The organism is Candidatus Blochmannia americanus (nom. nud.), from assembly GCF_059934915.1.
Genome location: NZ_CP011792.1, coordinates 572,378 through 598,688 on the forward strand (window position 1 = coordinate 572,378; position 26,311 = coordinate 598,688).

19 protein-coding genes and 1 pseudogene are annotated in these 26,311 nt (G+C 30.0%); 9 read left to right on the forward strand and 11 right to left on the reverse strand.

Going from position 1 to position 26,311, the window contains the following annotated elements; all coding sequences use genetic code 11:
* Positions 1 to 2: 2 nt before the first annotated feature.
* From Bamer462_RS02420 to hisIE, 3 genes are read left to right on the forward strand one after another with little or no spacing between them, the layout of a single operon-like run.
* Positions 3 to 743: a HisA/HisF-related TIM barrel protein gene (locus tag Bamer462_RS02420; protein WP_500837530.1), complete on the forward strand. Its 741-nt coding sequence runs from the start codon at positions 3 to 5 to the stop codon at positions 741 to 743.
* Positions 725 to 1,501: an imidazole glycerol phosphate synthase subunit HisF gene (hisF, locus tag Bamer462_RS02425; RefSeq protein WP_500837531.1), complete on the forward strand. Its 777-nt coding sequence runs from the start codon at positions 725 to 727 to the stop codon at positions 1,499 to 1,501. The genes Bamer462_RS02420 and hisF overlap by 19 nt, the downstream gene beginning before the upstream one ends.
* Positions 1,495 to 2,145 (forward strand): bifunctional phosphoribosyl-AMP cyclohydrolase/phosphoribosyl-ATP diphosphatase HisIE, encoded by a 651-nt coding sequence (gene hisIE / locus Bamer462_RS02430; RefSeq protein ID WP_500837532.1) that lies wholly within the window; start codon positions 1,495 to 1,497, stop codon positions 2,143 to 2,145. The genes hisF and hisIE overlap by 7 nt, the downstream gene beginning before the upstream one ends.
* 321 nt (positions 2,146 to 2,466) lie before the next feature.
* Here hisIE and gnd read toward each other — a convergent pair whose 3' ends face one another.
* Positions 2,467 to 3,879: an NADP-dependent phosphogluconate dehydrogenase gene (gnd, locus tag Bamer462_RS02435; protein WP_500837533.1), complete on the reverse strand. Its 1,413-nt coding sequence runs from the start codon at positions 3,877 to 3,879 to the stop codon at positions 2,467 to 2,469.
* A 182-nt stretch (positions 3,880 to 4,061) separates the two neighbouring features.
* Between gnd and metG the strand changes: the two are divergent.
* Positions 4,062 to 5,696, forward strand: a pseudogene (metG, locus tag Bamer462_RS02440) (methionine--tRNA ligase); the annotation flags it as partial.
* Between the two features lie 1,035 nt (positions 5,697 to 6,731).
* On the opposite strand, the gene folE reads toward metG, so the two are convergent.
* Positions 6,732 to 7,397 (reverse strand): GTP cyclohydrolase I FolE, encoded by a 666-nt coding sequence (gene folE, locus Bamer462_RS02445; RefSeq protein ID WP_500837534.1) that lies wholly within the window; start codon positions 7,395 to 7,397, stop codon positions 6,732 to 6,734.
* 927 nt (positions 7,398 to 8,324) lie between these two features.
* Here folE and rplY point away from each other — a divergent pair.
* A complete protein-coding gene (rplY, locus tag Bamer462_RS02450; protein WP_500837535.1) occupies positions 8,325 to 8,618 on the forward strand; it encodes a 50S ribosomal protein L25 in 294 nt (97 codons plus the stop codon).
* A 369-nt stretch (positions 8,619 to 8,987) separates the two neighbouring features.
* On the opposite strand, the gene ddlA is transcribed toward rplY, so the two are convergent.
* From ddlA to gyrA, 3 genes are all read right to left on the reverse strand, one after another.
* Positions 8,988 to 10,097 (reverse strand): D-alanine--D-alanine ligase, encoded by a 1,110-nt coding sequence (ddlA, locus tag Bamer462_RS02455; protein ID WP_500837536.1) that lies wholly within the window; start codon positions 10,095 to 10,097, stop codon positions 8,988 to 8,990.
* Positions 10,098 to 10,205: 108 nt separating this feature from the next.
* Positions 10,206 to 11,327 carry a porin gene (locus tag Bamer462_RS02460; protein WP_500837537.1) on the reverse strand — a complete coding sequence of 374 codons (1,122 nt, stop codon included), beginning with the start codon at positions 11,325 to 11,327 and terminating at the stop codon, positions 10,206 to 10,208.
* A gap of 665 nt (positions 11,328 to 11,992) precedes the next feature.
* Positions 11,993 to 14,545, reverse strand: coding sequence for a DNA gyrase subunit A (gene gyrA, locus Bamer462_RS02465; protein WP_500837538.1), 2,553 nt, complete (start codon positions 14,543 to 14,545; stop codon positions 11,993 to 11,995).
* A 258-nt stretch (positions 14,546 to 14,803) separates the two neighbouring features.
* Between gyrA and ubiG the strand changes: the two genes are divergently transcribed.
* The 4 genes from ubiG to yfaE all read left to right on the forward strand — a co-directional run bounded on the left by ubiG (position 14,804) and on the right by yfaE (position 19,690).
* Positions 14,804 to 15,541, forward strand: coding sequence for a bifunctional 2-polyprenyl-6-hydroxyphenol methylase/3-demethylubiquinol 3-O-methyltransferase UbiG (gene ubiG, locus Bamer462_RS02470; RefSeq protein ID WP_500837998.1), 738 nt, complete (start codon positions 14,804 to 14,806; stop codon positions 15,539 to 15,541).
* Between the two features lie 405 nt (positions 15,542 to 15,946).
* Positions 15,947 to 18,229 (forward strand): class 1a ribonucleoside-diphosphate reductase subunit alpha, encoded by a 2,283-nt coding sequence (gene nrdA, locus Bamer462_RS02475; RefSeq protein WP_500837999.1) that lies wholly within the window; start codon positions 15,947 to 15,949, stop codon positions 18,227 to 18,229.
* A gap of 65 nt (positions 18,230 to 18,294) precedes the next feature.
* On the forward strand, positions 18,295 to 19,425 hold the full coding sequence (nrdB, locus tag Bamer462_RS02480) for a class Ia ribonucleoside-diphosphate reductase subunit beta (protein WP_500837539.1): 1,131 nt from the start codon (positions 18,295 to 18,297) through the stop codon (positions 19,423 to 19,425).
* Between the two features lie 25 nt (positions 19,426 to 19,450).
* On the forward strand, positions 19,451 to 19,690 hold the full coding sequence (yfaE, locus tag Bamer462_RS02485) for a class I ribonucleotide reductase maintenance protein YfaE (RefSeq protein WP_500837540.1): 240 nt from the start codon (positions 19,451 to 19,453) through the stop codon (positions 19,688 to 19,690).
* 147 nt (positions 19,691 to 19,837) lie between these two features.
* Here yfaE and nuoN read toward each other — a convergent pair whose 3' ends face one another.
* From nuoN to nuoI, 6 genes are all read right to left on the reverse strand, one after another.
* Complete coding sequence (gene nuoN, locus Bamer462_RS02490) at positions 19,838 to 21,337, reverse strand: NADH-quinone oxidoreductase subunit NuoN (RefSeq protein ID WP_500837541.1); 1,500 nt, start codon at positions 21,335 to 21,337, stop codon at positions 19,838 to 19,840.
* 47 nt (positions 21,338 to 21,384) lie between these two features.
* Positions 21,385 to 22,914 (reverse strand): NADH-quinone oxidoreductase subunit M, encoded by a 1,530-nt coding sequence (nuoM, locus tag Bamer462_RS02495; RefSeq protein WP_500837542.1) that lies wholly within the window; start codon positions 22,912 to 22,914, stop codon positions 21,385 to 21,387.
* A 73-nt stretch (positions 22,915 to 22,987) separates the two neighbouring features.
* Positions 22,988 to 24,886: an NADH-quinone oxidoreductase subunit L gene (gene nuoL / locus Bamer462_RS02500; RefSeq protein WP_500837543.1), complete on the reverse strand. Its 1,899-nt coding sequence runs from the start codon at positions 24,884 to 24,886 to the stop codon at positions 22,988 to 22,990.
* Positions 24,883 to 25,185: an NADH-quinone oxidoreductase subunit NuoK gene (gene nuoK, locus Bamer462_RS02505; protein WP_500837544.1), complete on the reverse strand. Its 303-nt coding sequence runs from the start codon at positions 25,183 to 25,185 to the stop codon at positions 24,883 to 24,885. The genes nuoL and nuoK overlap by 4 nt, the downstream gene beginning before the upstream one ends.
* Positions 25,186 to 25,196: 11 nt before the next feature.
* Positions 25,197 to 25,790, reverse strand: a complete 594-nt coding sequence (gene nuoJ / locus Bamer462_RS02510; RefSeq protein WP_500837545.1) for an NADH-quinone oxidoreductase subunit J — start codon at positions 25,788 to 25,790, stop codon at positions 25,197 to 25,199.
* The gene (gene nuoI, locus Bamer462_RS02515; protein WP_500838000.1) at positions 25,768 to 26,310 is read right to left on the reverse strand and encodes an NADH-quinone oxidoreductase subunit NuoI; all 543 of its coding nucleotides are present in this window, start codon (positions 26,308 to 26,310) and stop codon (positions 25,768 to 25,770) included. Before nuoI ends, nuoJ begins: the two co-directional genes overlap by 23 nt.
* Between the last annotated feature and the right edge of the window lies 1 nt (position 26,311).

The window sequence follows — 26,311 nt, forward strand, 5'->3', positions numbered from 1 at the left end:
TTATGATTATTCCTGCACTAGATATTATTAACGGTAATATAGTTAGGCTCTATCAAGGATCTTATCATATGCAAACTAATTACGGTAAACCTATATCATTCTTAAAAAGATATATACATCAAGGAGCAAAAATGATACATCTAGTCGATTTAGATGGAGCGCAAAATCCAATAAAAAGACAAAGTTTATTAATTAATCAATTAATCAAAGAAGCTGCTCCTCTATCAAAAATACAAACAGGAGGAGGAATACGTAACGCTACAGATATAGAAATTCTTCTAGAGTCAGGTGCAACACGTATAGTATTGGGTTCTATAGCGGTTACACAACCAAAAATGGTAAAAAAATGGTTTGAATATTTCGATCCAAATACCTTAGTTTTAGCAATAGATATACGTATTTCTTCTGAAGAAGATCGGAAAATTGCTATTTACGGATGGCAAAAAGAAACTAATTTACAACTAGAACAAATAATTGAAGAATATTATGCGGTTGGCTTAAAACACGTGCTTTGTACGGATATTTCTAAAGATGGAACGCTATTAGGTAGCAATATATCATTATATCGATCAATATGTCATTCTTGGCCAAAAATATTGTTTCAATCGTCTGGAGGTGTTAATAAATTAATAGAAATACCCAAATTGCGTTCTTCTGGAGTTAAAGGAATCATCATTGGTCGTGCTTTTTTAGAAAATAAATTTACTGTCGATGAGGCTATATCATGTTGGCAAAACGAATAATCCCTTGTCTTGATGTGGCTAATAATAAAGTAATAAAAGGAATACAATTTAAAGATCATAAAATTGTAGGAGATATCCTAGATTTAGCAAATCGATATGCAAAAGAAGGAGCTGATGAATTAGTATTTTACGACATCATAGCATCACCCAATAATCAAGTAGTAAATAAACAATGGATTTCTCAGATTGCTGAAATAATAAATATACCATTTTGTGTCGCTGGAGGTATAAGTACATTAAAACAAGCTAAACAAATTCTTGCATCTGGTGCAGATAAAATTTCAATTAATTCTCCCGCTTTAATCAACCCCATGCTAATCCGAGAACTAGCTGACCATTTAGGCACACAATGTGTTGTAGTTAGTATTGACACCTGGCATAATCCTAAAAAAAAAATTTACCAAGTTCAATGCTATACTGGAGACAGTGCCCGCACAAAAGTTACAACATGGCAAACATTAGATTGGGTTAAAAAAGTACAAGAATATGGAGCTGGAGAAATAGTATTAAACATGATGAATCAAGACGGCATGAAAAATGGTTACGATTTGGATCAGTTACGACATATTAGAAAACATTGTAAAGTCCCGCTTATAGCTTCCGGTGGAGCTGGTACTGCTCAACATTTCCTGGAAGCTTTTCGCGATACTGACATAGACGGGGCGTTGGCAGCTTCAGTATTTCATAAAAAAATCATTGATATTCATAAATTAAAACAATTCTTACACAAAAAAGGAATAAAAGTTAGATTATGCTAATTAAAAATACGCATCAACAATTAAATTGGACCAAAAATTATGGTTTAATACCTGCTATTATACAACATGCTCAGTCAGGGGAAATATTAATGCTAGGACATATGAGTCAAGAATCAATGATAAAAACAGAACAAACTCAGCATGTTACCTTTTTTTCACGTAGCAAAAATAGATTATGGACTAAAGGAGAAAAATCCGGAAATATATTAAAATTAGTCAAATGGTATTCAGATTGTGATCATGATGCACTACTAATTTTTGTTTTACCTTATGGGCCTACTTGCCACAACAACACTAGCAGTTGTTTTCATCCGGGGATAGCAGAATTAAGTTTCCTACACCAATTAGAAAACATTATATCTTCCAAAAAAAATATACCATCCCATTCCTCTACTGCTAATGTATCTTATACATCTCGTTTGTATGCCAGTGGTATTAAACGTATTGCCCAAAAAGTTGGAGAAGAAGGTCTAGAAACAGCCCTAGCAGCAATTTCTTGTGGCAATACAAAAGAGCTCATTAATGAAGCATCAGATCTAATTTATCATTTATTAGTTCTGTTGCAACATAAATCATTAACTTTTAACGCAATCATCCAAGAATTACAAATTCGAAACAATAATAAAAAAAACAGCAGACAATAATATTATTAATCACAAACAAAATAATATGACAAAAACAAAAAATTACCAATCCCATTTCCATCACTTGTTATGATGCTTGTGTGCAAGCATCATAACAAGTGATGGAAATATCAATCAAATTACTAAGTGCTTAATAATTTTCATCTACAGATGAAAACCTTTCAAACTATGTAGATATGTACCTTGTAATAACAAACAATACACAAAAATCTACAACATACAACAACCAATAATACCCCCCCCCCCATTATTATAATAATGGGGGGGGGGTATTATTGGTTGTAAATATCTAACTAATATAAAAAATATTTTTTTCTATATTTATCTTAACCAATTAGTATGGAACATACCTGATTTATCAACACATGCATAGGTGTGTGCTCCAAAACAATCTCGTTGCGCTTGAATAAGATTTGCAGGTAATACATCACTACGATAACTATCATAATACGCTATAGCAGCAGACAATGCTGGCATTGGAATGCCGTATTTAACACCACAAACCACCACATCTCGTAGCATCTGTTGATAACCATTTGCGATAGCCACACAATATGGAGATAAAAGCAAATTAGCTATTTCTGGAGTTTGAGAATAAATATCAATAATTTTTTGTAAAAATTTCGATCTGATTATACATCCTGCACGAAAAATTTGAGCAATTTGTTTATAATTTAAATCCCAATGATACTTATCAGATGCAGTTTTCAATTGATAAAAACCTTGTGCATATAAAATAATCTTACTCAAATACAATGCTTTCCGAGCTTTTTCCAAATACAGACATTTACTCTCAAAATAATTTATCCTGCTAGAAGGTCCTAATAACATTTTTGATGCTTTAATACGTTGTTTTTTAATCGCGGATATATAACGGGCAAACACTGATTCAGTAATCATATTTAACGGTATTTCTAAGTCAATTGCATCTTGAGTAGCCCACGCTCCGGTACCCTTATTTCCTGCTACATCTAATACAGATTCAATAACATATCTATGATTAGTATCTTGTTTAACAAAGATACGACTTGTTATTTCAATAAGATAACTATTTAATTCGCCTTGATTCCATTGTTTAAAAACTTCTCCTAACTCCTCATGGGTTAAATGAAATATATTTTTCAGAAAAAAATATATTTCAGCAATTATCTGCATATCTCCATATTCTATACCGTTGTGTATCATCTTTACATAATGACCAGATCCATTTGGTCCTATGTACGCAACGCAAGTTTCATCATCAATACGAGCAGCAATTTTTTTTAAAATCGACTCGACCATTTTGTATGCATCTATTTGACCTCCAGGCATAAGAGATGGACCTGTTAATGCTCCTTCCTCTCCTCCAGAAATTCCAGTGCCAATAAAATTTATCCCCTTTTTTGATAGTTCAAGATTACGACGCATAGTGTCTTTATAAAATGAATTGCCACCATCAATTAAAATATCCCCTGGATTGATATATAAAGATAATATTTTGATGATATCATCAATATTTGTTCCTGATGTAATCATTAAAAATATAAAACGCGGCCTACTTAAGGATAGTACAAATTCCTCTATTGAATAACATGGGGTAATATTCTTTTTTGGATTATTAGTAATAACTAAGTCGGTTTTATCTTTAGAACGATTATAAATAGAAACACAATATCCTCTACTTTCAATATTTAATGCTAAATTCCGACCCATAACACCCATACCAATAATGCCAATCTTCTGTTGTTCGAACATGTCTGCTCCTATATGGTATAAGTATGTTTTATATTTTAACAAAAATTAACATTTCGATCTTTTTTATTTATCTTGCAGTATAAAAATACTATACGTAAACATATCAATAAAAAATAAAACATTTTAAATAATCTACATTATATGCTATCATACGACACATTTAAATCTATAAATTAGTTATTATGATTACAAAAACAATGTTAGTTACTTGTGCCTTACCCTATGCTAACGGTTCTCTTCATGTTGGACATATGTTAGAACATATACAAGCAGATATCTGGGTTCGTTATCAACGTATGAAAGGTAATCGTGTATATTTTATTTGCGCAGATGACGCACATGGCACCGCCATTATGTTAAAATCACAACAACTGAATATAACACCAGAAAAAATGATTACTCAAATACAACAAGAACATCAACAAGATTGCCAAAAATTTGGGATTAGTTATGATAACTATTATTCTACTCACAGCGAAGAAACGCGCGAATTACTACATGATATTTACTTTCGCTTAAAAAATAACGGATTCATTAAGTCTAGATTTATCTCTCAATTATACGACTCTAAAAAAAATATTTTTTTGCCGGATCGGTTTGTAAAAGGCATATGTCCGACATGCAAAGCATCTGAGCAACATGGAGATAATTGCAATATATGTGGTGCTATTTATACTTCGTTAGACCTTATAAATCCAAAATCAGTTATTTCTGGAGTATCTCCAATAATACGAAAATCTAAACATTTCTTTTTTGATTTGCCAGCTTTTACTGACACATTGCATATGTGGATCCAATCTGGAAGCATACAAAAAGAAGTAGCCAATAAAATAGAAGAATGGTTTAAATTAGGTTTAAAACAATGGGACATTTCCAGAGATGCTCCCTATTTTGGCTTTAAGATTCCTAACACATCAGAAAAATATTTTTATGTTTGGATGGATGCCACTATAGGATATATGGGAACTTTCAAAAACCTATGCAAAAAAAATAAAAATATATCCTTTAAAGATTTTTGGCATTCAAATTCCGAAACTGATCTTTACCATTTCATAGGAAAAGATATTATTTATTTCCATTGCCTATTCTGGCCGGCTATTTTAGCAGGTAGCCAGTTTCGAAAACCAACCAATATATTTGTTCATGGGCATGTTACTTTAAACGGATCTAAAATATCAAAATCTAAAGGGACATGTATCAACGTAAGTACTTATTTAACACACCTAAACCCAGATTATTTGAGATACTATTACGCTACAAAACTTTCATCTCATATCAATGACATAGATTTAAATTTATCAGATTTTACTGCTAAAGTAAATTCAGATATTATTAATAAAGTATTAAATTTAGCCTCTAGAAATTCCGGATTTATACATAAATATTATAATGGTTACTTATCAAACACGCTAGCTAATCCAGTTTTATATAAAATGTTTACAGAATCCAAGCGCTCTATAGGAGAATTATTTCAAAAACAAGACTTTAACTATGCAATGCGTAAAATCATGCTATTAGCAGATGAAGCTAATCGCTATATCGATAAAAATGCTCCGTGGCATATCGCAAGAGAAACAAGTCGCAGACAAGAAGCATTATCAATTTATTCTATGGGTATTCAGTTATTTCGTGTTCTGATGATTTATTTAACACCAGTTTTACCTAAACTAGCCAAATACAGTGAATCTTTTCTTAATACCCACCTTACATGGCATAATATTTCTATACCTTTATTAGATCATCAAATTAATAAATTTAAAGTCATTTTCTTTAGAATTCGTCATGATCAAATTTCATCTATAGCAAACGAATCTCAATTACACATTCCAAATTCTAATACATAAAAAAAATTTACTCACAGAGTAAAACACTATTTAGTGCAATACCAAAAAATCCAGGTAATACAACAATTCACCATTTTTTGTACACAAAACTTTACTTTTAAAACCTAAAATATCAAATTCTTGTCATAAAAAGTATCACGCTAAAGATTTTTCATACACTTTCTGAAAAAATAACTCTACTATTATCTGATTAAAAATAATCAATACAAAATAAACCTGGCCTTATGCACAACATTATAATGTAAATCAATAAAATAAAATATAATCCTATTAGAATACAAAAACACTGCTAATCCTATTTAAATATTGTAACGTAAATAATACTATTTTAATGTTTATCATTAAAAATTATTCTTCATTATATACTTAATAATGATCTGTTATTACCTTAACAAGATCTGATCCTTACTATTGCAACAAATCAGCAACAATAAATACTAATTAAACATATAAAACAATTTTATATTAAAGCCATTCCTTTTATTCACACATTATCATTGTTTGATTTAATTTATCTTATTTATGTAAAATATTTACATTAATACAATCATTATAATCCAAGACCTTTAGTTCTGATTACATTTTACTTATTTTTATTAATAAGATACATATCTTAAAAATAACACTCAACTACATCACAATTAATTAAACCAACCCGAATATAACATACACTTAATCTAAGAATAAAACCGTTAAATGTATGTTAATGAATATAAACATACATAAACACAATAAAATTTCATATCTTAATTATTGTTTTTTAGTGCATTTAATTATAAAAATAAATTCATATGATCACTATCTAAACAACAGCTACATAAATTTCATTTTTCACTTATATTTAGTTATGATATATAAATTCACAATTTCACATTGATAAAAATATCTTTTTAAGTAACCTTAACACCATTTATGTACACATAAATGCATAGTATAATCATATTTCCATATCTTTCACATCTCATATTTATAAAATGTATAAACAACTATAAACTGAAAACATATCACTTAATTATTACAGTACATAATCGAATGCAAAAACTCTTTTCTAGTATTGGCATTGGACTCAAATAATCCTCCTAATGCAGTAGTAGCTGCAGTACTACTAACATCATGAATACCTCTAGCTTTGACACAAAAATGCACTGCATCAATAAATATTGCCACATTATTTGTGTTAAGCAATGTTTGCAACGCTAAAAAAATTTGTTTTGTCAATCGTTCCTGTAACTGCGGTCTTTTAGAAAAAAACTGTACTATTCTATTAATCTTGGACAAACCAATCACATTTTTTTCCGGAATATAAGAAATAGTCACTTTACCATTGAAAACAATAAAATGATGTTCGCAAGTACTAGTGATATCTATGCCTCGTACTGTGATCATTTCATTGATTTTCATTGTATTTTGAATAATTTCAATTTTGGGAAAATTTGAATAATCTAAACCTGAGAAAATTTCTTCTATATACATCTTAGCTATACGTTTAGGAGTGTTTAATAAACTATCATGCTTTAAATCAAGATTAAGAAGATGCACGACAGCTCTCATATTATCTTCAATACGACGTTTACGTATTCGATGATTAATATTCGATTCAATTAATGGATTTTCCAATCCTCGCACTGATAAAGCATCACGCACTAATAACGCTTCTTGTGTCAATATAGACATATAACTTTCTCTAAAAATATATACATAAAATCTTTCAGGATAATACCCCGTGCTATAATAAAAAATTAAAAACAACTCAATTACAATCAGCATACCTTAATTAATATTAACGACTCATATGCATTATTATAAAAGCCATAATTAATCAAATTATTTTCTGTAAATTACTTAGCTCTTCTTATATGATTATTTTTTTATAAAATCACCTGCATATAATCAAAACTTTTATATTATATTACATTAATATAAACAATTTATAAAAAATATACAAAAAAAACACTCCTTTATTACTATATAAAGAATCTATCTGTAAATTAAATCTATAATTTTCATAAAATATAAATAGAGCTTATATCTCTTCTACTAACCAATAAAAATATGAAAAAAATTATGCCTATCCATCATATATTTTCAATATATATATATTGCTATGACTTCATATTTAAAAAATAAATATACTCAAAAGTATGTATTGTACAAAAATAGTTAAAATATTAAAAATCAATAAAATCATTATAAATATCTATTTTTTTATATCCTCCAAAACTTATTTATTCTATTAAATATTATAAAATTAAATAAAACATTAAATACTAAAATATTACGATAATAATCTTTATAAAAACTATTACTGTTATAACCAATAAATATTAATGTATTTCATACAAACAAAAATAAAACTTGATTAAATTAGATCAATACAATATGAACGTCATTTAAAAATTACTTGCACTATTTAATATATTAAATGTCAACTTTATTCACATATAAAATTCACATGCAATAATACCAAATAACTTTATCATATATTATGTTTAACTATATAAATGATTATTTATGCTATATAATATTGTTAATGTGATATAACATCATTTACATGAATATTCAAATTGAATCATAATAAAATATTTAATAGGTATTATAACAATGTTAACAATTAAAGCTAATTTACGTATTCATCAAAAAAAAAGCGCAACAAGGCGATTGCGTAAACAAAACAAATGTCCAGCTATTATTTATAGTAAAAACGATCAACCAAATTTATCTATTACATTAAATCAAAACGATATCTTACATCCAGACACTGCAAGACAATTATGTAAGAATAGTGTTATTCTATTATTTATCGAAAATAAACAATCTATTACAGTTAAAGTACAAGAAATACAATATCATCCTTTCAAACCCAAACTAATTCATATTGATTTTACGCGTGTTTAATAAAATAATCTGTATTACAAACAATAATCAATCTAAAAAATCTATTTAATTTTTAATTTGAGTATAAAAACACACAATTCAATTTGATTGAACTTAATGCACATTAATCATGCTACAAATATAATTTGTAACTTAATTAAATTAACACACAATAAATATATTGATGCAAACAAGAAAACGATTAATATAAATATATATCCATCTAATAAAGTTATAAAATTTCAAAAATTATATGCATAACCTAATCTATAGTCATATATTTATGGAAAATTAATATTTTTACACAACTTTTTACAATCACCCTAAAAACAGCACGGAACAATAATTTGGTAATGCGCTATCTTGAAGTATCCAAAACAAATAAAAATATCAAATCCTCTCATGCTGAGGATACTTTAGTACACTACTATCTGCATGAGAAAAATAACTATTTTTATCATGCAGATCTAAAGACAATTCTATTAATCTCGTAATTAACGATTGAAAATTTAATCCAGTTGCCTCCCATAACTTAGGATACATACTATCGTAAGTAAATCCAGGTAATGTATTAACTTCATTAATAAAAATTTTATTATCTAGAGTTAAAAAAAAATCTACTCGTGCCATTCCAGCACAATTTAATACCTGAAAAGCACGTAAAGTAATATAACGAATCTCATCACTTATTGTATCATTAATTAAAGCAGGTATCATGATCTGAGTTTTGTGTTCTACGTATTTATCACGATAAGTATAAAAATTATCATTTGATAATATAATTTCACCGCATACACTAATCTCCGGATTATCATTACCCAATACCGCGCATTCCAATTCTTTTCCAACAATAGCTGGTTCTATTAATATCTTATGACTAAAAGAAAAAGCTTTTATTAATGATGGATAAAAATTGTTACAATTAGTCACTTTCGACACACCTATTGATGATCCTTGGTTTACTGGCTTTACAAACAAAGGTAATCCAAAAGTAGAAACAAGATCATCAAAATCTATATTATGTTGATCATGCACTGAAAAAGTTTTAAATGGCACTACTGATAAACCTGCATCACGCAATAAACGTTTAGAAACATCTTTATCCATACTTATGGATGAACTCAAAATATTAGAACCAACAAACGGTAAATTCATCATACATAATAAACCTTGTAAAGCCCCGTCTTCTCCTAATGTTCCATGAGTTACAGGAAAAATAACATCAAATTTCAATAAAACATTTATATTTTCAGCATTCAATACGAATCGATGAGGACAATTTTGTAATATAATCGAAATATATGTATCATCTCTATAATTCGATAAAACATTAGAATTTATATCTTTCAGATGCCAATATCCTTGTTTATCTATCCACAGAATCATCGCTTCAAATCGGCATTTATCAATAAATTGTGTAATACATATAGCCGATTTTAATGAAACCTCATGTTCGAAAGAACGACCTCCGCAAATAATACCAATACACAATCTAGACATATACCGTATCCTTTATTTAATATGCATTTTAATTAGTTAGCGTTACGCACTTAAAACAAAGGCGAATTATATAATTCGCCTTTGTTTTAAGTGCGTAACGCTAACTAATTAAAATGCATAAACTACTCCTAATGCAATAATATCATCAGTACAGATCTGAGATGCTCTAGTAAAATTATCCTTATTTAACAAATTAATTCTATAATCCATAGTAGTGCAAATATTCTTATTAAAAACGTAACTCGTTCCAATTGTGATACATTTTTTTAAAAAATTACTGTAACCATTTTCTACATCACTAGCTTTAGAATGCAAATAAGATACAGAAGGACGTAATCCAAAATTAAATTGATACTGAGCCACTAATTCAACATTCCGAGCTTTGCTAACAAATCCATAATAAACATGCTCCGTACTAGGATTATCGCGAAAACTACCAAATGGAGTCATATTATAAGTCTCCCCATAAGTAGCTGCAGCATACATCCCTTTTCCATCATATTTTAATCCAAAGGAATACGCTTCAACATTATTATTACAACAAATATTACTATCTAAACTACTTTGTTCAGCAACACGTTTGTTATTAGTATACGCTGCAGAAGCAGCCAACCCATTATTCAACGAATAAGACGCAGAGACTCCATATCCTTCTCCATTAGCTGTTTTTAAAGTACGACCTGTTGCTTTATTAACATCATTTTTACCTTGATACTGCACAGCAAAATCCAAACCGTTCACGAAACCAAAAAGATTTTTATTACGATATGTAATCACATTTGAACTACGATGAGACAAAAAATTATCTATGAGAGATATATCTCCGCCAAATCCCGGCGTTACATCTGTCCACGCTCCCACATCATATAACACTCCATAATTCCTTCCATAATCAATGCTTCCAAAATCTCCAAATTTCACGCCTGCATAACCAAGCAACACCTTATCATTATTATTCGCACTAATTCCTTCAACATTTTTTAATGAAATCTCATGCTCCCATACACCGAAACCCATAATTTGATCATTAATATATGTTACGCCAGATAATCCATATCTTATAAACGAATTATCCCCGTTTTTAGTATTATCTCTAGAAAAATAATGCCCCCCCACAAGACTCCCGAACATACTTAACGTATTACTATTTTTATTGTAAATTTCAGCAGCCCCGGCAGTGCTTGCTATAACCATAGTCACAACTAGGCTAGTAAAACACCGTAATTTCATATCAATACCTCATCATATAATAAGTAATACTGTTAACAATCCAATAAAACTAACGTTACTTTCTTTGGTAACAATCAACACTTATTCAACTAATATCCACTCCTACTAAGTATCACATATCACATACCATCTAACGATCTTATACTATAACACCTACTCCAACTTATTAATCTAATATAATTTTCAAATCAACCAATTACACTAAATCATACATACAAAAACTAAATTCCATACGCAACAACATAAATCTCTATACATACCCTATCGACGTGATTCGTTATTAAAAAAACAATAACCATCTCGTTTATAGTTAATACCAACAATCTATCTACCCATTGTTACAAATAGATATCATATTACGTATAATTATTATATTCAACATAAATACAAAATGATTCTCCCATAATATATGGATATATATTATGATATTAATCATTTCAAATTATTATCCTTACAATTAACTATCTTATACATTATATTAATCATCCCTAATCACCATATCATAAAAACCATTACGCCAAATTTCAACAACATATATTATGTAAACACATGATTAAACAATATGCAATGCAATATTAATTTCACAAATGAAAAAATCTCATAATATTTAATATTTTTTTATTAAACCGACAATTAACAATACTCACATTCCCTATGACATTAAATTAAATAAAATGATTTTCACTTTCAACTGATTCTACAACACGTTGCAAACCGACTACGCATTCATCACATGCGGTACGAATTAACATAACCCCTTGAGTATTGCGTCTAATAATATTAACTTCAGCAACACGAGTACGAACTAATCGACCTGCATCAGTAATCATTACTATTTGATCAGATTGATTTACCTGAACAGCCCCCACTACATTACCATTTCGCTCGGTAACCTTAATAGAAATTACACCTTGAGTAGCACGTGACTTAATTGGATATTCTGATTGATTAGTACGTTTCCCAAAACCATTCTGAGTAACAGTGAGAATAGAACTCTTATCTTTCGGTATAATTAACGATACTACACGGTCACCTTGTAATAAATGAATACCTTTTACACCAATAGCTGAACGTCCCACGCTGCGTACTTCTGTTTCTTTAAATCGCACAACTTTTCCATAAGCAGTAAACAACATCACTTCATTACTACCATCAGTTATATCAGCTCCAATCAATTCATCTCCGTTATTAAGATTTAATGCGATAATACCAACATTACGTGGTCTACTAAACTCCGTAAGTGATGTTTTTTTTACAACTCCACTACTAGTTGCCATAAATACTTGATGTCCTGTTGTATAATTTTGAATTGGTAAAATAGCAGTAATTCGTTCATTTATGTCTAATGGTAATAGATTAATAATTGGTTTACCTCGTGATCCACGACTAGCTTCTGGTAATCGATATACTTTCATCCAATATATACGCCCATAATTAGAAAATAACAAAACTGTATCATGAGTATTAGCTACTAATAGTTGAGTGATAAAATCTTCTTCCTTGATTCGTGTCGCTAACTTTCCTTTTCCTCCTCGTTTTTGTGCTTCATAATCTCTTAATGGTTGATATTTAACATAACCTTGATATGATAGGGTCACTACTACATCTTTTTGATTAATTAAATTTTCAACATTAATATTTTCAAAATCATCACTAATTTCAGTACGACGGGGATCATGGTATTCTTCTTTTATAACCAATAATTCTTGACGAATTACCTTCATAAGACATTTAGGATCCTTTAAAATAGAGCTTAAATTTTCCATTTTTTCCAACAAACTAGTATATTCTTTCAATATCTTTTCATGCTCTAAAGTAGTAAGTTTATGTAATTTTAAATCCAAAATAGCTTGAACCTGATGCTTAGTAAGATAATATTGATCATTATTGATAGTATTTTTTACTTCTGACCATTCAGATTCAGTAAAATTAACAGAAATTACTTGTCTCATCTCCAAAATATTGCCTGGCTTCCATGATGAAGATGTTAAAATAGAACTAGCTTCCACAGAACTATTAGATCGACGGATAAATTCAATAATCGAATCAATATTAAACAACGCAACAGCTAATCCCTCTAAAATATGAATACGACTACGAGCTTTTTTTAATTCAAACATAACGCGACGTATTACTATTGCACGGCGATGACATACAAAAGCGGACAAAATATCCTTTAAAGACATAATTTTTGGCTGTCCCTGATGTAAAGCTACCATATTAATACCAAATGAAGTCTGCAATGAAGTTAAAGAATATAAATTGTTTAAAATTACTTCACTAATAGCATCACGTTTAACTTCAATAACTATCCGCATGCCATCCTTATCAGATTCATCACGTAAATTATGTATTCCTTCAATACGTTTTAATTTTGCCAATTCAGCAATTTTTTCTAATAATCGAGTCTTATTAACTTGATACGGAATTTCATATATCACAATAGATTCACGACCACTTTTCACATCAGTTTCAATTTCCGCTCGAGCACGAATACAAATTTTTCCCCGTCCAGTACTATATGCTTCTTTAAGGCAACTACTGTCATTAATAATAGCAGCAGTAGGAAAATCCGGACCCGGAATATGTTTCATTAAATCCTCAATAGTAATATCCTCATTATCTATAAACGCTAAACATCCATTAATTACTTCAGAAAGATTATGCGGAGGAATATTAGTAGCCATACCTACAGCAATGCCGGAAGACCCATTTACTAAAAGATTTGGAATTCTAGCTGGCAATATTCCTGGAATTTTCTCAGTACCATCATAATTAAGCTCATAATCAACAGTTTCCTTATCTAAATCTAACAATAATTCATTTGCTATTTTAGACATGCGTATTTCTGTATAACGCATAGCTGCTGCTGGATCACCATCAACTGAACCAAAATTACCTTGTCCATCCACTAAAGCATAACGCATTAAAAAAGGTTGTGCCATACGTACTATAGTTTCATATACTGCAGCATCTCCATGAGGATGATATTTCCCAATAACATCACCTACCACTCTAGCTGATTTTTTATAATTTCTATTCCAATAATTACCAAGTACTTGCATAGCAAATAATACACGCCGGTGTACAGGTTTCAATCCATCTCGTACATCTGGCAACGCACGCCCGACAATAACTGACATAGCATAATCTAAATAAGAATGCGTTAATTCTTCTTCTATATTAATTTGTGTTATTTCTTTAGCAAAATTATTCATGCATTTATATCCTCTATTTATTTTTAGCTTATATGTATACTAAAAACTAGTTTAAATAATTTATTAAACTATAATATAAACTGTTTTAGTAATATTTAAATTATTCTACTAGGATAAATGCGTTTATCATGTTGATATATAATCCAGTTCATATTCATATTTTAATGAACTGATAATTATAATTAATTTATATACTAATATTAAATCTATAGAACCTCACATTTTCTATTTTAAAAAGATCTTAACACGAAAAATATAATTATGAATAAACTTACAATACATCAAAACAATATAAACGAAAAAGAAATTGATAAATTTCACACATCTGAATCGCAATGGTGGAGCTCTTCTAATATGTTTAAACCATTACATCATATTAATTTGATACGTTTTAATTATATTACTGAACGTAGTAATGGATTATTTGGTAAAAAAATATTAGATATTGGATGTGGTGGAGGTATTTTATCAGAAAGTATGGCACAATCCGGTGCAGAAGTCGTAGGATTAGATATAAATGCTACTGCTTTAGAAGCAGCAAAGTCACATGCTTTGCATGAAAACTTAAATATTCATTACACGCAAGAAACAATAGAAGATCATGCCCTAAATCATGCTCAGCACTATGATATAGTAACTTGTATGGAAGTTTTAGAGCATGTACCACATCCTTTATCAATCATTCAAGCCTGTTCTACTATGATTAAGACAGGTGGATCAGTATTTTTTTCTACATTAAATCGTACTTTTAAATCATGGTTATTTATCATAATAGGCGCCGAACATATTTTTCGTATTATTCCAAAAGGTGCTCATAATTTTAACAAATTTATCACTCCATCTGAACTACTAGAATGGATTGACTCTACCATTTTAGAAGAACAAAATATCATTGGATTATGCTATAATCCCTTTACCACTAAGTGCACCTTAGTACGAAACGTTAATACAAACTATATCCTACATGCTCAACTAAAAAATAACGCTCCTATATAGTAAAAATGTGACTACTAATGAAAAAAAATTTATACTGATACAGGTTATTTCAAATTTTAATTTGATAAATATAATTCCCAAAAAAATATAATTATTTTATTTGTGGTATTAATAATAATGTTTATTACTATTTTCAACGAAAAAATAAAAATAATATAATATTGCATGATCAAATATGTTTTACAATGCAATCAGTTATGATGAATTTTTTTCAATACCTATACTAAATTAGACAACACAACATTCTGAACTTACGTTACTATTTAATTATTACTATTTTTTATACATAAAACATTATGATGTCATCATTAATTCATCACTTTATCATGATTATGAACCATAATTCATTCATTATGAATTACTGTGGCTAATGTTATTAGTATTTCACAACAGGTATGCACTTATATGAACCAAACTCTACTAGTTACTAAACGAAATGGTCATCACGAACCTATTAATCTTGATAAAATCCACCGAGTTATTAATTGGGCCGCTAAAGGCTTAGAAAAAATCTCTGTTTCACAAGTAGAATTACGTTCTCGCATACAATTTTATAATGGAATAAAAACTTCAGATATTCAAGAAACCATCATAAAATCAGCAGCAGACTTAATTTCTGAAGCAGAACCAGACTATCAATATTTAGCAGCACGTTTAGCCGTATTTCATTTACGTAAAAAAGCTTATGGTCAATTTGAACCGCCAAAACTTTACAATCATGTGTTACGATTAATAAAAATTGGCAAATACGATAAACATTTACTAGATGATTATAATGCAGAAGAATTCAATCAAATGGATACATTTATTGATCATTGGCGGGACATGAATTTTTCATATGCCGCTGTAAAACAATTGGAAGGTAAATATTTAGTACAAAATCGGGTAACCGGAGAAATTTATGAAAGTGCTCAGTTTTTATATATATTAACCGCGGCTTGTTTATTTTCTAAATATCCTAAAAAAACTCGCATGAATTACATTCAACAATTTTATAATGCAATCTCAACCTTTAAAATTTCTCTGGCAACCCCTATTATGTCTGGGGTACGTACACCAACACGCCAATTTAGTTCTTGTGTATTAATCGAATGCGATGACAGTCTTGATTCTATCAACGCAACATCCAGTGCTATTGTAAAATATGTAGCACAACGCGCTGGGATAGGCATCAACGCTGGGCGTATTAGAGCGTTAGGCAGCCCAATACGTGATGGAGAGGCATTCCACACTGGATGTATTCCGTTCTATAAACATTTTCAAACAGCGGTAAAATCATGTTCTCAAGGAGGTGTACGGGGGGGAGCTGCTACGTTATTTTATCCTATTTGGCATTTAGAGATAGAAAATTTACTTGTTTTAAAAAATAATCGAGGTATAGAATCTAACCGAATACGTCATTTAGATTACGGCGTACAAATCAACAAATTAATGTATCAACGTCTTATTCAAGGAAAATATATTACACTATTTAGTCCATCTGATGTGCCAGGATTATATGAAGCTTTTTTTGCTAATCAAAATGAATTCGAACGTTTATATAAAACATATGAAAATAATCACAAAATTAAACATCGAAAAATTAAAGCAATAGAACTATTTTCTTTAATGATGCAAGAACGAGCTTCTACTGGAAGAATTTATATCCAACATGCAGATCATTGTAATACTCACAGCTCTTTTAATAGTATCACCGCTCCAATTCGTCAATCTAACTTATGCCTAGAAATAACATTACCAACAAAACCTTTAAATAATATTAATGACTATAATGGCGAAATTGCTCTATGTACTTTATCTGCTTTCAATCTTGGTAATATTAAAAATCTTGATGACTTATCTGAACTTTCTACTTTAATAGTACGAGCTCTTGATGCTCTATTAGATTATCAAGATTATCCCATTCCTGCTGCGCAACGCAGCGCTATAAGAAGACGCTCTTTGGGAATTGGAGTAATTAACTATGCTTATTATCTTGCTAAACATGGAGTTCGTTATTCAGACGGCAGTGCTAATAAATTAACACACCGTACTTTTGAAGCTATTCAATACTATCTATTAAGAGCTTCTAATAATTTAGCAAAAGAAAAAGGATCTTGTGAATGGTTTTATGATACTTCATATGCAAAAGGAATATTACCTATTGATACATATAAAAAAGACCTTAATTTATTTATTAATGAACCATTACATTATAACTGGGAAGATTTACGCGCTAAGATTAAACAATATGGATTACGAAATTCTACATTATCCGCATTAATGCCATCAGAAACTTCATCACAAATCTCTAATGCCACTAATGGAATAGAGCCTCCTAGAGGCTACATTAGCATAAAAGCTTCAAAAGATGGAATTTTACGTCAAGTAGTGCCTGAGTTTATTAAACTAAAATCTGCTTATGAATTGTTATGGCAAATACCAGACAATCGAGGATATCTACAATTAGTAGGAATTATGCAAAAATTCGTTGATCAATCCATTTCAACTAATACTAATTATGACCCCTCTCGTTTTCCTGCATCCAAAGTTCCTATGAAACAACTACTTGCAGATTTATTATACGCATATAGGCTTGGTATTAAAACATTATACTATCATAATACTCGCGATGGTGCTCAAGATATACATAAAATACTATCACATAACCAAATAAACACTTGTACAAGTGATGCTTGTACAATTTAAAATACAACTATTATTTATAACATAAATCACATATATTTATATATACTTTTAATAAAGGAATAAAGATGATTTATACAACCTTTTCTCAAAATAAAAACAACCAACTGCTTGAACCAATGTTTTTAGGACAACCAGTAAATATCGCTCGATTTGACCAACAAAAACATTCTATTTTTGAAAAACTTATCGAAAAACAACTTTCTTTCTTTTGGCGACCAGAAGAAATAGATATCTCTAAAGATCGTATAGATTTTCAATCGTTACCAGATCATGAAAAACACATTTTTATTAGCAATTTAAAATACCAAACATTATTAGATTCTATTCAAGGACGTAGTCCTAATATCGCATTACTACCATTAATTTCTATACCAGAACTAGAAACTTGGGTAGAAACTTGGTCATTTTTTGAAACTATCCACTCTCGCTCTTATACCCATATTATTCGCAATATTGTTAGTCATCCATCGTTAATATTTGATGATATTATCAGCAACAAAGAAATTTTAAAACGTGCTAAAGATATTTCAAGCTACTATGATAATTTGATTGAATTAACCAGTTATTATCATATCTTAGGACCTGGTAATCACAAAATTAATAACAACACTGTTACAGTAAACTTACATGAACTCAAGAAGAAACTATATTTATGTTTAATTAGTGTCAACGTGTTAGAAGCTATTCGTTTTTATGTAAGTTTCGCCTGCTCTTTCGCATTTGCTGAACGTGAACTCATGGAAGGTAATGCAAAAATTATACGATTTATAGCTCGCGATGAAGCCTTACATTTAAATGCTACTCAACATATGCTAAATCTGATGCGTTCTGGGTCAGATGACCCAGAAATGGCCGATATCAGTGCAGCATGCCAACAAGAAAGCTATGCGTTATTTTTAATGGCTGCGGAACAAGAAAAAAATTGGGCTAACTATTTATTTAAAGATGGATCTATGATAGGTTTAAATAGGGATATACTTTGTCAATATATTGAATATATCACCAACATACGTATGAGCTCAATAGGACTAGAGGCCCCTTTTGACACTAAATCCAACACGATACCTTGGATTAATTCTTGGTTGTCATCAGATAATGTTCAAGTAGCACCACAAGAAGTAGAAGCCAGTTCTTATCTGGTAGGTCAAATAGATACTAATATGCGTGATAATGAATTCAATGACTTTCAATTGTAGAATATTTATTTGTTCAAAAAAATGTATGAATATACAATTCATACATAATAGTAGAACATATCGTTCTTTATTGGAAGCATTGGAAAAATACCATATCCCATCACTTAATTATCAATGTCGATCAGGTTACTGCGGAAGTTGTCGAGCTTTATTAATAGCAGGAAAAGTACAATATTATAAAGAACCTTTAGGTTATATTAATTCCGATGAAATCCTGATGTGTTGTTGCGCTCCTACAGAAGATATTATATTAAAATTACTATAACACCACATTTTTTAATTAAATTATTGCTAAATTAGCATATATATGCAAAAACAACGCTAACGTTGTATTAGCATATATATGCAAATACAACGCTAAATTCATTAAATGACCTAAAATATAAAATATTTAATTATAGATCTTTATCACTTAAAATAATCTAAGCACATGACCTGTTGGATTTATTAAATGAATGAAGTTTATCATAGGTTGAGGATATAACCCTAAAAACAATATCAAAAAAGATGCAATAATCACTATTATCCCATCGGGGGTAATACTCCAACTACATGAAGAATTAAAATTCATTTTTAAACGATGTATAGGGTTAAGATACAAATTTATTACAATTCTTAAATAATAAAATATACTAACAACACTACTCATCGCTACAAAAACAGTAAGCCACCATAATTCGCTATGCGCTCCTAAAACAAATACATAAAACTTACCAATAAAACCTAATGTCATAGGTATACCAGCTAAAGATAATACAATAATTGTAAATAATACCGATAACATTGGTTGATACCAAAAAAGACCACGATATGAAAATAATGAATCTGTATCTTTATTAATACAACAAACAGACATTGTTGTGATAACACCAAATGCTCCTATGCTAGTAATTACATAAGTTATAAGATAAATACCAATAGCTTCCAGAGCAATTTCATTGCTCTGGAATACTGCAACTACACCAATTAATATATAACCTATATGTGCAATTGAAGAATAAGCTAAAATCCGTTTAATATTATTTTGTTTAATAGCCATTAAATTTCCAAATAACGTTGAACAACATGCAGTTCCTGATAAAAATATACAAAATATCTTATTATATTGCTCAGGAAATACCATAAACAATCGTATTAATACTGATATTATAGCTATTTTACTACTAGTTATCAGATACAGTGATATTGAAGATGGAGCTCCCTGATATATATCAGGAGTCCACAAATGAAAGGGAACCAATGATAACTTAAATCCAAACCCAACCATCATCATACCTAACCCTATAATTAACATAAGTATAGGATGATGCGATGCAACAAAATGTAAATGTAATAACTGATGACTAATGCTAGTAAAAGATAAACAACCAGTTACAGCATATATCAATGCTATACCAAATAGTATAAAAGATGAAGATACCCCAGATAATATAATATATTTAATGCTAGCTTCCAAAGAAAATTTTTTAAAAAAGGAATAACCTATCAAACCAAATAACGGCAATGTAATCAATTCTATTCCTAGATATAACATTGCTAAATGATTCGCTGTGGCCAATACAATACCACCAATAGTAGAAATAAGTAATAATAAATAAAACTCGTCACGATGACTTGGATAACTTGATAACCACTGATAAGCTAATACGGCACTCGATATACTAGAAACTAATATTAACATTATACATAATAAGGAAAAATTATCCATACACATTAATTGAAAAAAATTTCGATCAATTTGATCCCAAATCACTCCAAGAGATATAATGGATAAACTAAATCCAAATACTGCCAATAAAGTATGTAAAAATAAGTTGCGACGATATGCAATTGATAACATAATAATGACCGTTGTTATTCCAATAATTAACACAGGCAATAATATAATTATTTGTGTCCAAGTTATTATCATGGTAAATTATAATCCTATTACCGTTACAATGCGATTACATTGAATAATTATATTCCATGCACCCAAATATAAAGATTGTGCATAGTTCTATATGAAGTGTTCAAAATATATTGCGGAAAAAAACCAATTAAAAAAATACATAATAACAACATTGTTACAACATATTTTTCTCGTAATGTCATATTTGTTAATAACCCATTTCCACTAACGTTAACAGTCAATGTTGGACCAAAATATATGCGTTGCATTAAAATAAGAGAATAAATTGATGAAAATATTATCCCAAAACAAGCTATTATTGTAATTATAGGTGCTACTTGAAAATTACCAATCAAGATCGTCATTTCTCCAATGAAATTTCCAGTACCAGGTAATCCTAGCGTTGCTGCTGCAAAACACAAAGAAAAAGCCGGGATTAAATTCATACGACCCCACAACCCTCCCATTAAACGCATGTCTCTAGTATGTACTCTCTCATATAATTGACCACACAGTACAAACATTCCAGAAGCAGATAAACTATGAGAAATCATTTGTACAACAGCGCCCTGATATGACAATTGAGTACCACTATAAATTGCAATCAGTACAAACCCCATATGGGATATACTGGCATATGCAATTAAGCGTTTAACATCCGTTTGCGCAAATGCCATACAAGCGCCATAAAAAATATTCAATAGACCTAAACACATAGCAATTGAAGCAAAAGATTTAGAAGCACCAGGAAACAACGGTAAAACAAATCGAAAAAACCCATAAGCTGCAGTCTTTAATAAAATTCCTGATAAATCAACTGACCCTGCAGTAGGAACTTGACTGTGTACGTCCGGTAACCAAACATGAAATGGAACAATTGGCATTTTTACTGCAAAAGCGAAAAAAAAACCTAACATAATCAAATATTCCATACGTTCTGGCAATATTACATGCAATAAATCTTGATAACTAAAAGACCACACTCCATTTATCTTATAATTTACAGAAACAATAGCGATAATAGAAACCAACATAAATAACCCGCTAAATTGAGAATAAATAAAAAATTTAGTAGCAGTATTGATGCGATCACTTCTTCTTGCTGCTTTATGTCCCCATAAAGATATTAAAAAATACATCGGAATAAGCATTATTTCCCAGAAAAAAAAGAACAAAAACATATCAATTGATAAAAAAACCCCAATAACCCCACCTAAAATCCATAATAAATTAAGATAAAAAAGACCCTGACAACGCTGAATTTCAGACCAAGAACATAATACCGCCATGCATCCTAAAAAACCAGTTAATGTCACCATTAAAAATGATAATCCATCTAAAGCCAAATGCACACTAATTCCAAATCTTGGAATCCAGAGATATACATATTCTAATTGCCATTTTGGAAATACATGATCTGTTGGATAAGAATTTAATACATCATGACACTCATACCTCCATAAAAACAAAACAGTAAAAAGTGTTAGGCTCATTCCTAATAAAGCGATCCAACGAGGCGCCCAATATCCAATACGTTCTGATTGCCAACACAACAACCCGAAAATAAAAGGAATCAATATCAAGATAAGTAATAACATACTTTTTTATTCTTCTCGCTGAACATACATATTAAACATGATATTACCTTTATATACGATACGATCCATAATACTATACTGATTTACATATATGATCATGTGTTAATATCATGATCAATATAATGACCGCTCCTATATTCATAGATACTATATACCAACTTAATTTACCATTTTCACTAAACGTTAAACCATTCTTAAGCCAACATAATATTGATACGATCATATTCATGATTATATCAATTGGATCAGAATAAGATAATTTTTTTGTTATAAATAAATATGGTTTTATAAATATCAATTTATAAAACCAATCAAACCCCCACCCATAGTAACATAACAATACTATGTATCGCTCTATTACCTCCACTGCACGCGGTGTAATAGCCTGGCTCTTAAGCTCACGCCCAAAATCTAGCCAAAAAATCGATGCCAACCAAATACCAAAAATCACTAAAAATCCAGATACTATTTCAAAATATATTCGACTATAATTATACACTATACTAACGTTAATACCGACAATGTCTGTCGATAGAGGTAATTGTATCCATCCACCAATAAACGTAGATAAAAATAACAATAAAATTAAGGGCAAATTTTGTGTAATTTTATTGCACACACGCGGATCAATTTTTTTAGCACCATGAAATACGACAAAAATCATACGAAACGTATAAATAGGTGTTAAAAACACTCCTATTAATCCAGAAAATAGAAAAAAATAATCATGATTAGCTAATGTTTTTAACATAATCATTTCCTTCGAATAAACTCCAGCTGTAATTATTGGTATTCCGGATAAAGAGGCTCCACCTATTAAAAAACAAACATAGATCAAAGGTATAAATTTATATAATCCTCCCATCTTAAAAATATTTTGTTCATATCTGCAAGCATAACTTAATGAACCTGCAGCTAAAAATAACAACGCTTTAAAAAAAGCATGTGTTACCAAATGTAACATAGCTGCATCCCAATGCTGCCCTCCCAGCGCTAAAAACATATATCCTATTTGACTGATAGTAGAATACGCTAAAATTTTTTTAATATTACTTTGAAATAATGCTGCGCAACTGAATAATACCACGGTTAAGGAACCGATAATACCAGTCAAGTATAAAATGCTCGGAGTCATCACAAAAAAATTATTCATTCGAATTATTAAATACACACCAGCAGTTACCATAGTAGCTGCATGAATCAATGCTGACACTGGGGTTGGGCCAACCATGGCGCTTGTTAACCAAGTTTGTAAAGGCAACTGAGCTGATTTACCAATTGCTCCAATAAGCAACATAAAAGATATCCATGTAATATTACCAAAAAAATGACATGACGAACATTTTAGTTCTAATGTTAATAACTTATTTAAACTTAAAGTATGATATTGATCATAAATCATAAACAATGCACATATCAAACATATATCCCCGAAACGAGTCATAATAAATGCTTTTAACGCCGCTATTCCATTCCTAGAATCACAATAATAAAATCCAACTAATAAATAACTACACAGACCTACACCTTCCCATCCAAAATACATCAATAATAAATCATCTGATAGAACCAAAAGCACCATATTTGCCATAAACAAATTGGTATAAGCAAAAAAACGAGAATACCCTTCACACCCTCTCATATACCACACAGCATATAAATGAATAATAAACCCAACGCCAGTAACTACTGACAACATGGTCAAAGATAACCCATCCAATCTCAGTGATACAGTAACGCGCAAAGCATTAATAGAAATCCACGTCCAAAGTTCTTGAACAAGTACAAAATTTAAATAATCATTAGAACTGAAATAAAAATCACATATGATACATACAGTGACAAATACTGATACACCTACTGCCCCTACTCCTATTATGGCAGAAGTGTTTTCCGACCATTTTCCTTGAGAAATAGCTAATGTAATAAATCCTAACAATGGAAAAAGTATAGTTAAAACAAGTAGATTCATCCACGCATCTCGCTAATGTTATCAACACACAATGTATAATAACGACGATACAATTGAAGTAATAATGCTAAAGAAATTGCAGATTCAGAAGCAGCTACGGTAATTACTAAAATATACATAATCTGACCATCCGCTTGCTCCCAAAAAGATCCTACTACCACAAATGCTGAAGCAGCAGCGTTAATCATAATTTCCAGTCCTAATAATATAAACAATAAATCACGTCTTATTATTATACCTATTAAGCCTAATATAAATAAAATTATAAATAAACTAAGACCATGCGATAAAGGAATCATATTTTCCATTCTTATGAATAATCAGAATCAATATAATCATCAGGCAATTTATACTCTTGAGACAAATGAAATACAGAAATCAATGCGCTTAACAATAAAAATGATGCTAATTCTACCATTAATATATATGGCCCAAATAACACCACACCAATTTGTTTTGAATCTATTACTGATGTATATAAATTTATCAGATAATCTTTTAACCCAAAAGAAACATACAACAAAATGATAAACAAAATACCTACCAATAACGCAATGCCACAACATAATATGAAGCTTAAAAACCTACTTTCTTGTTGTATAAAAAACATAATAGCTTTTGTATTCAGCATCATTATTACAAATACGAACAAAATCATGATGGCCCCAGCATAAACAATAATTGCCACAGCACCAGCGAAAGACGCTCCTAAAGAAAAAAAATTACATGATATGGATAAAAATGCAACTATTAAGCATAATAAGGCATGCATTGGATTATAATGTAATATTACACACGTCGTAGATAGTATCGCTATGACTCCAGAAATATAAAATAGAGCCGTCATATCATACCTCTTCTCATCGATCGTTGCTTTAAAATTAAGGCAATATGTTTCTAACATCTATAGGCTGTGATTCTTTTTTCGCATCTCCTTTTTTCTTACCCAATATTTCTGCGCCGGAAAATCGATAAAAATCATATTCAGAATATTTTCCCGGACCTGATATTAATAAATCAGATTTTTCGTACACTAAATCATGTCTTTTAAAATCACTCATTTCAAAATCTGGAGTTAATTGGATAGCTGCTGTTGGACATGCTTCCTCGCACATACCACAAAAAATACATCTAGAAAAATTAATCCTAAAAAATTCCGGATACCATCGCCCATCTGTAGACTCTCCTTTTTTTAAAGAAATACACCCCACTGGACACGCTACAGCACATAAATTACAAGCTACACAACGCTCTTGGCCTGAAGTATCTCGAGTTAATACAATCCGACCACGATATCTAGGTGACGGAATACACGGAACATCAGGATACATCTGAGTTTCACGTTTACTAAATGCTTGTATTCCTATCATCCAAATACTACGTAATATAGAACTAATATCTATTATAATCTTTTTTAACTTCATC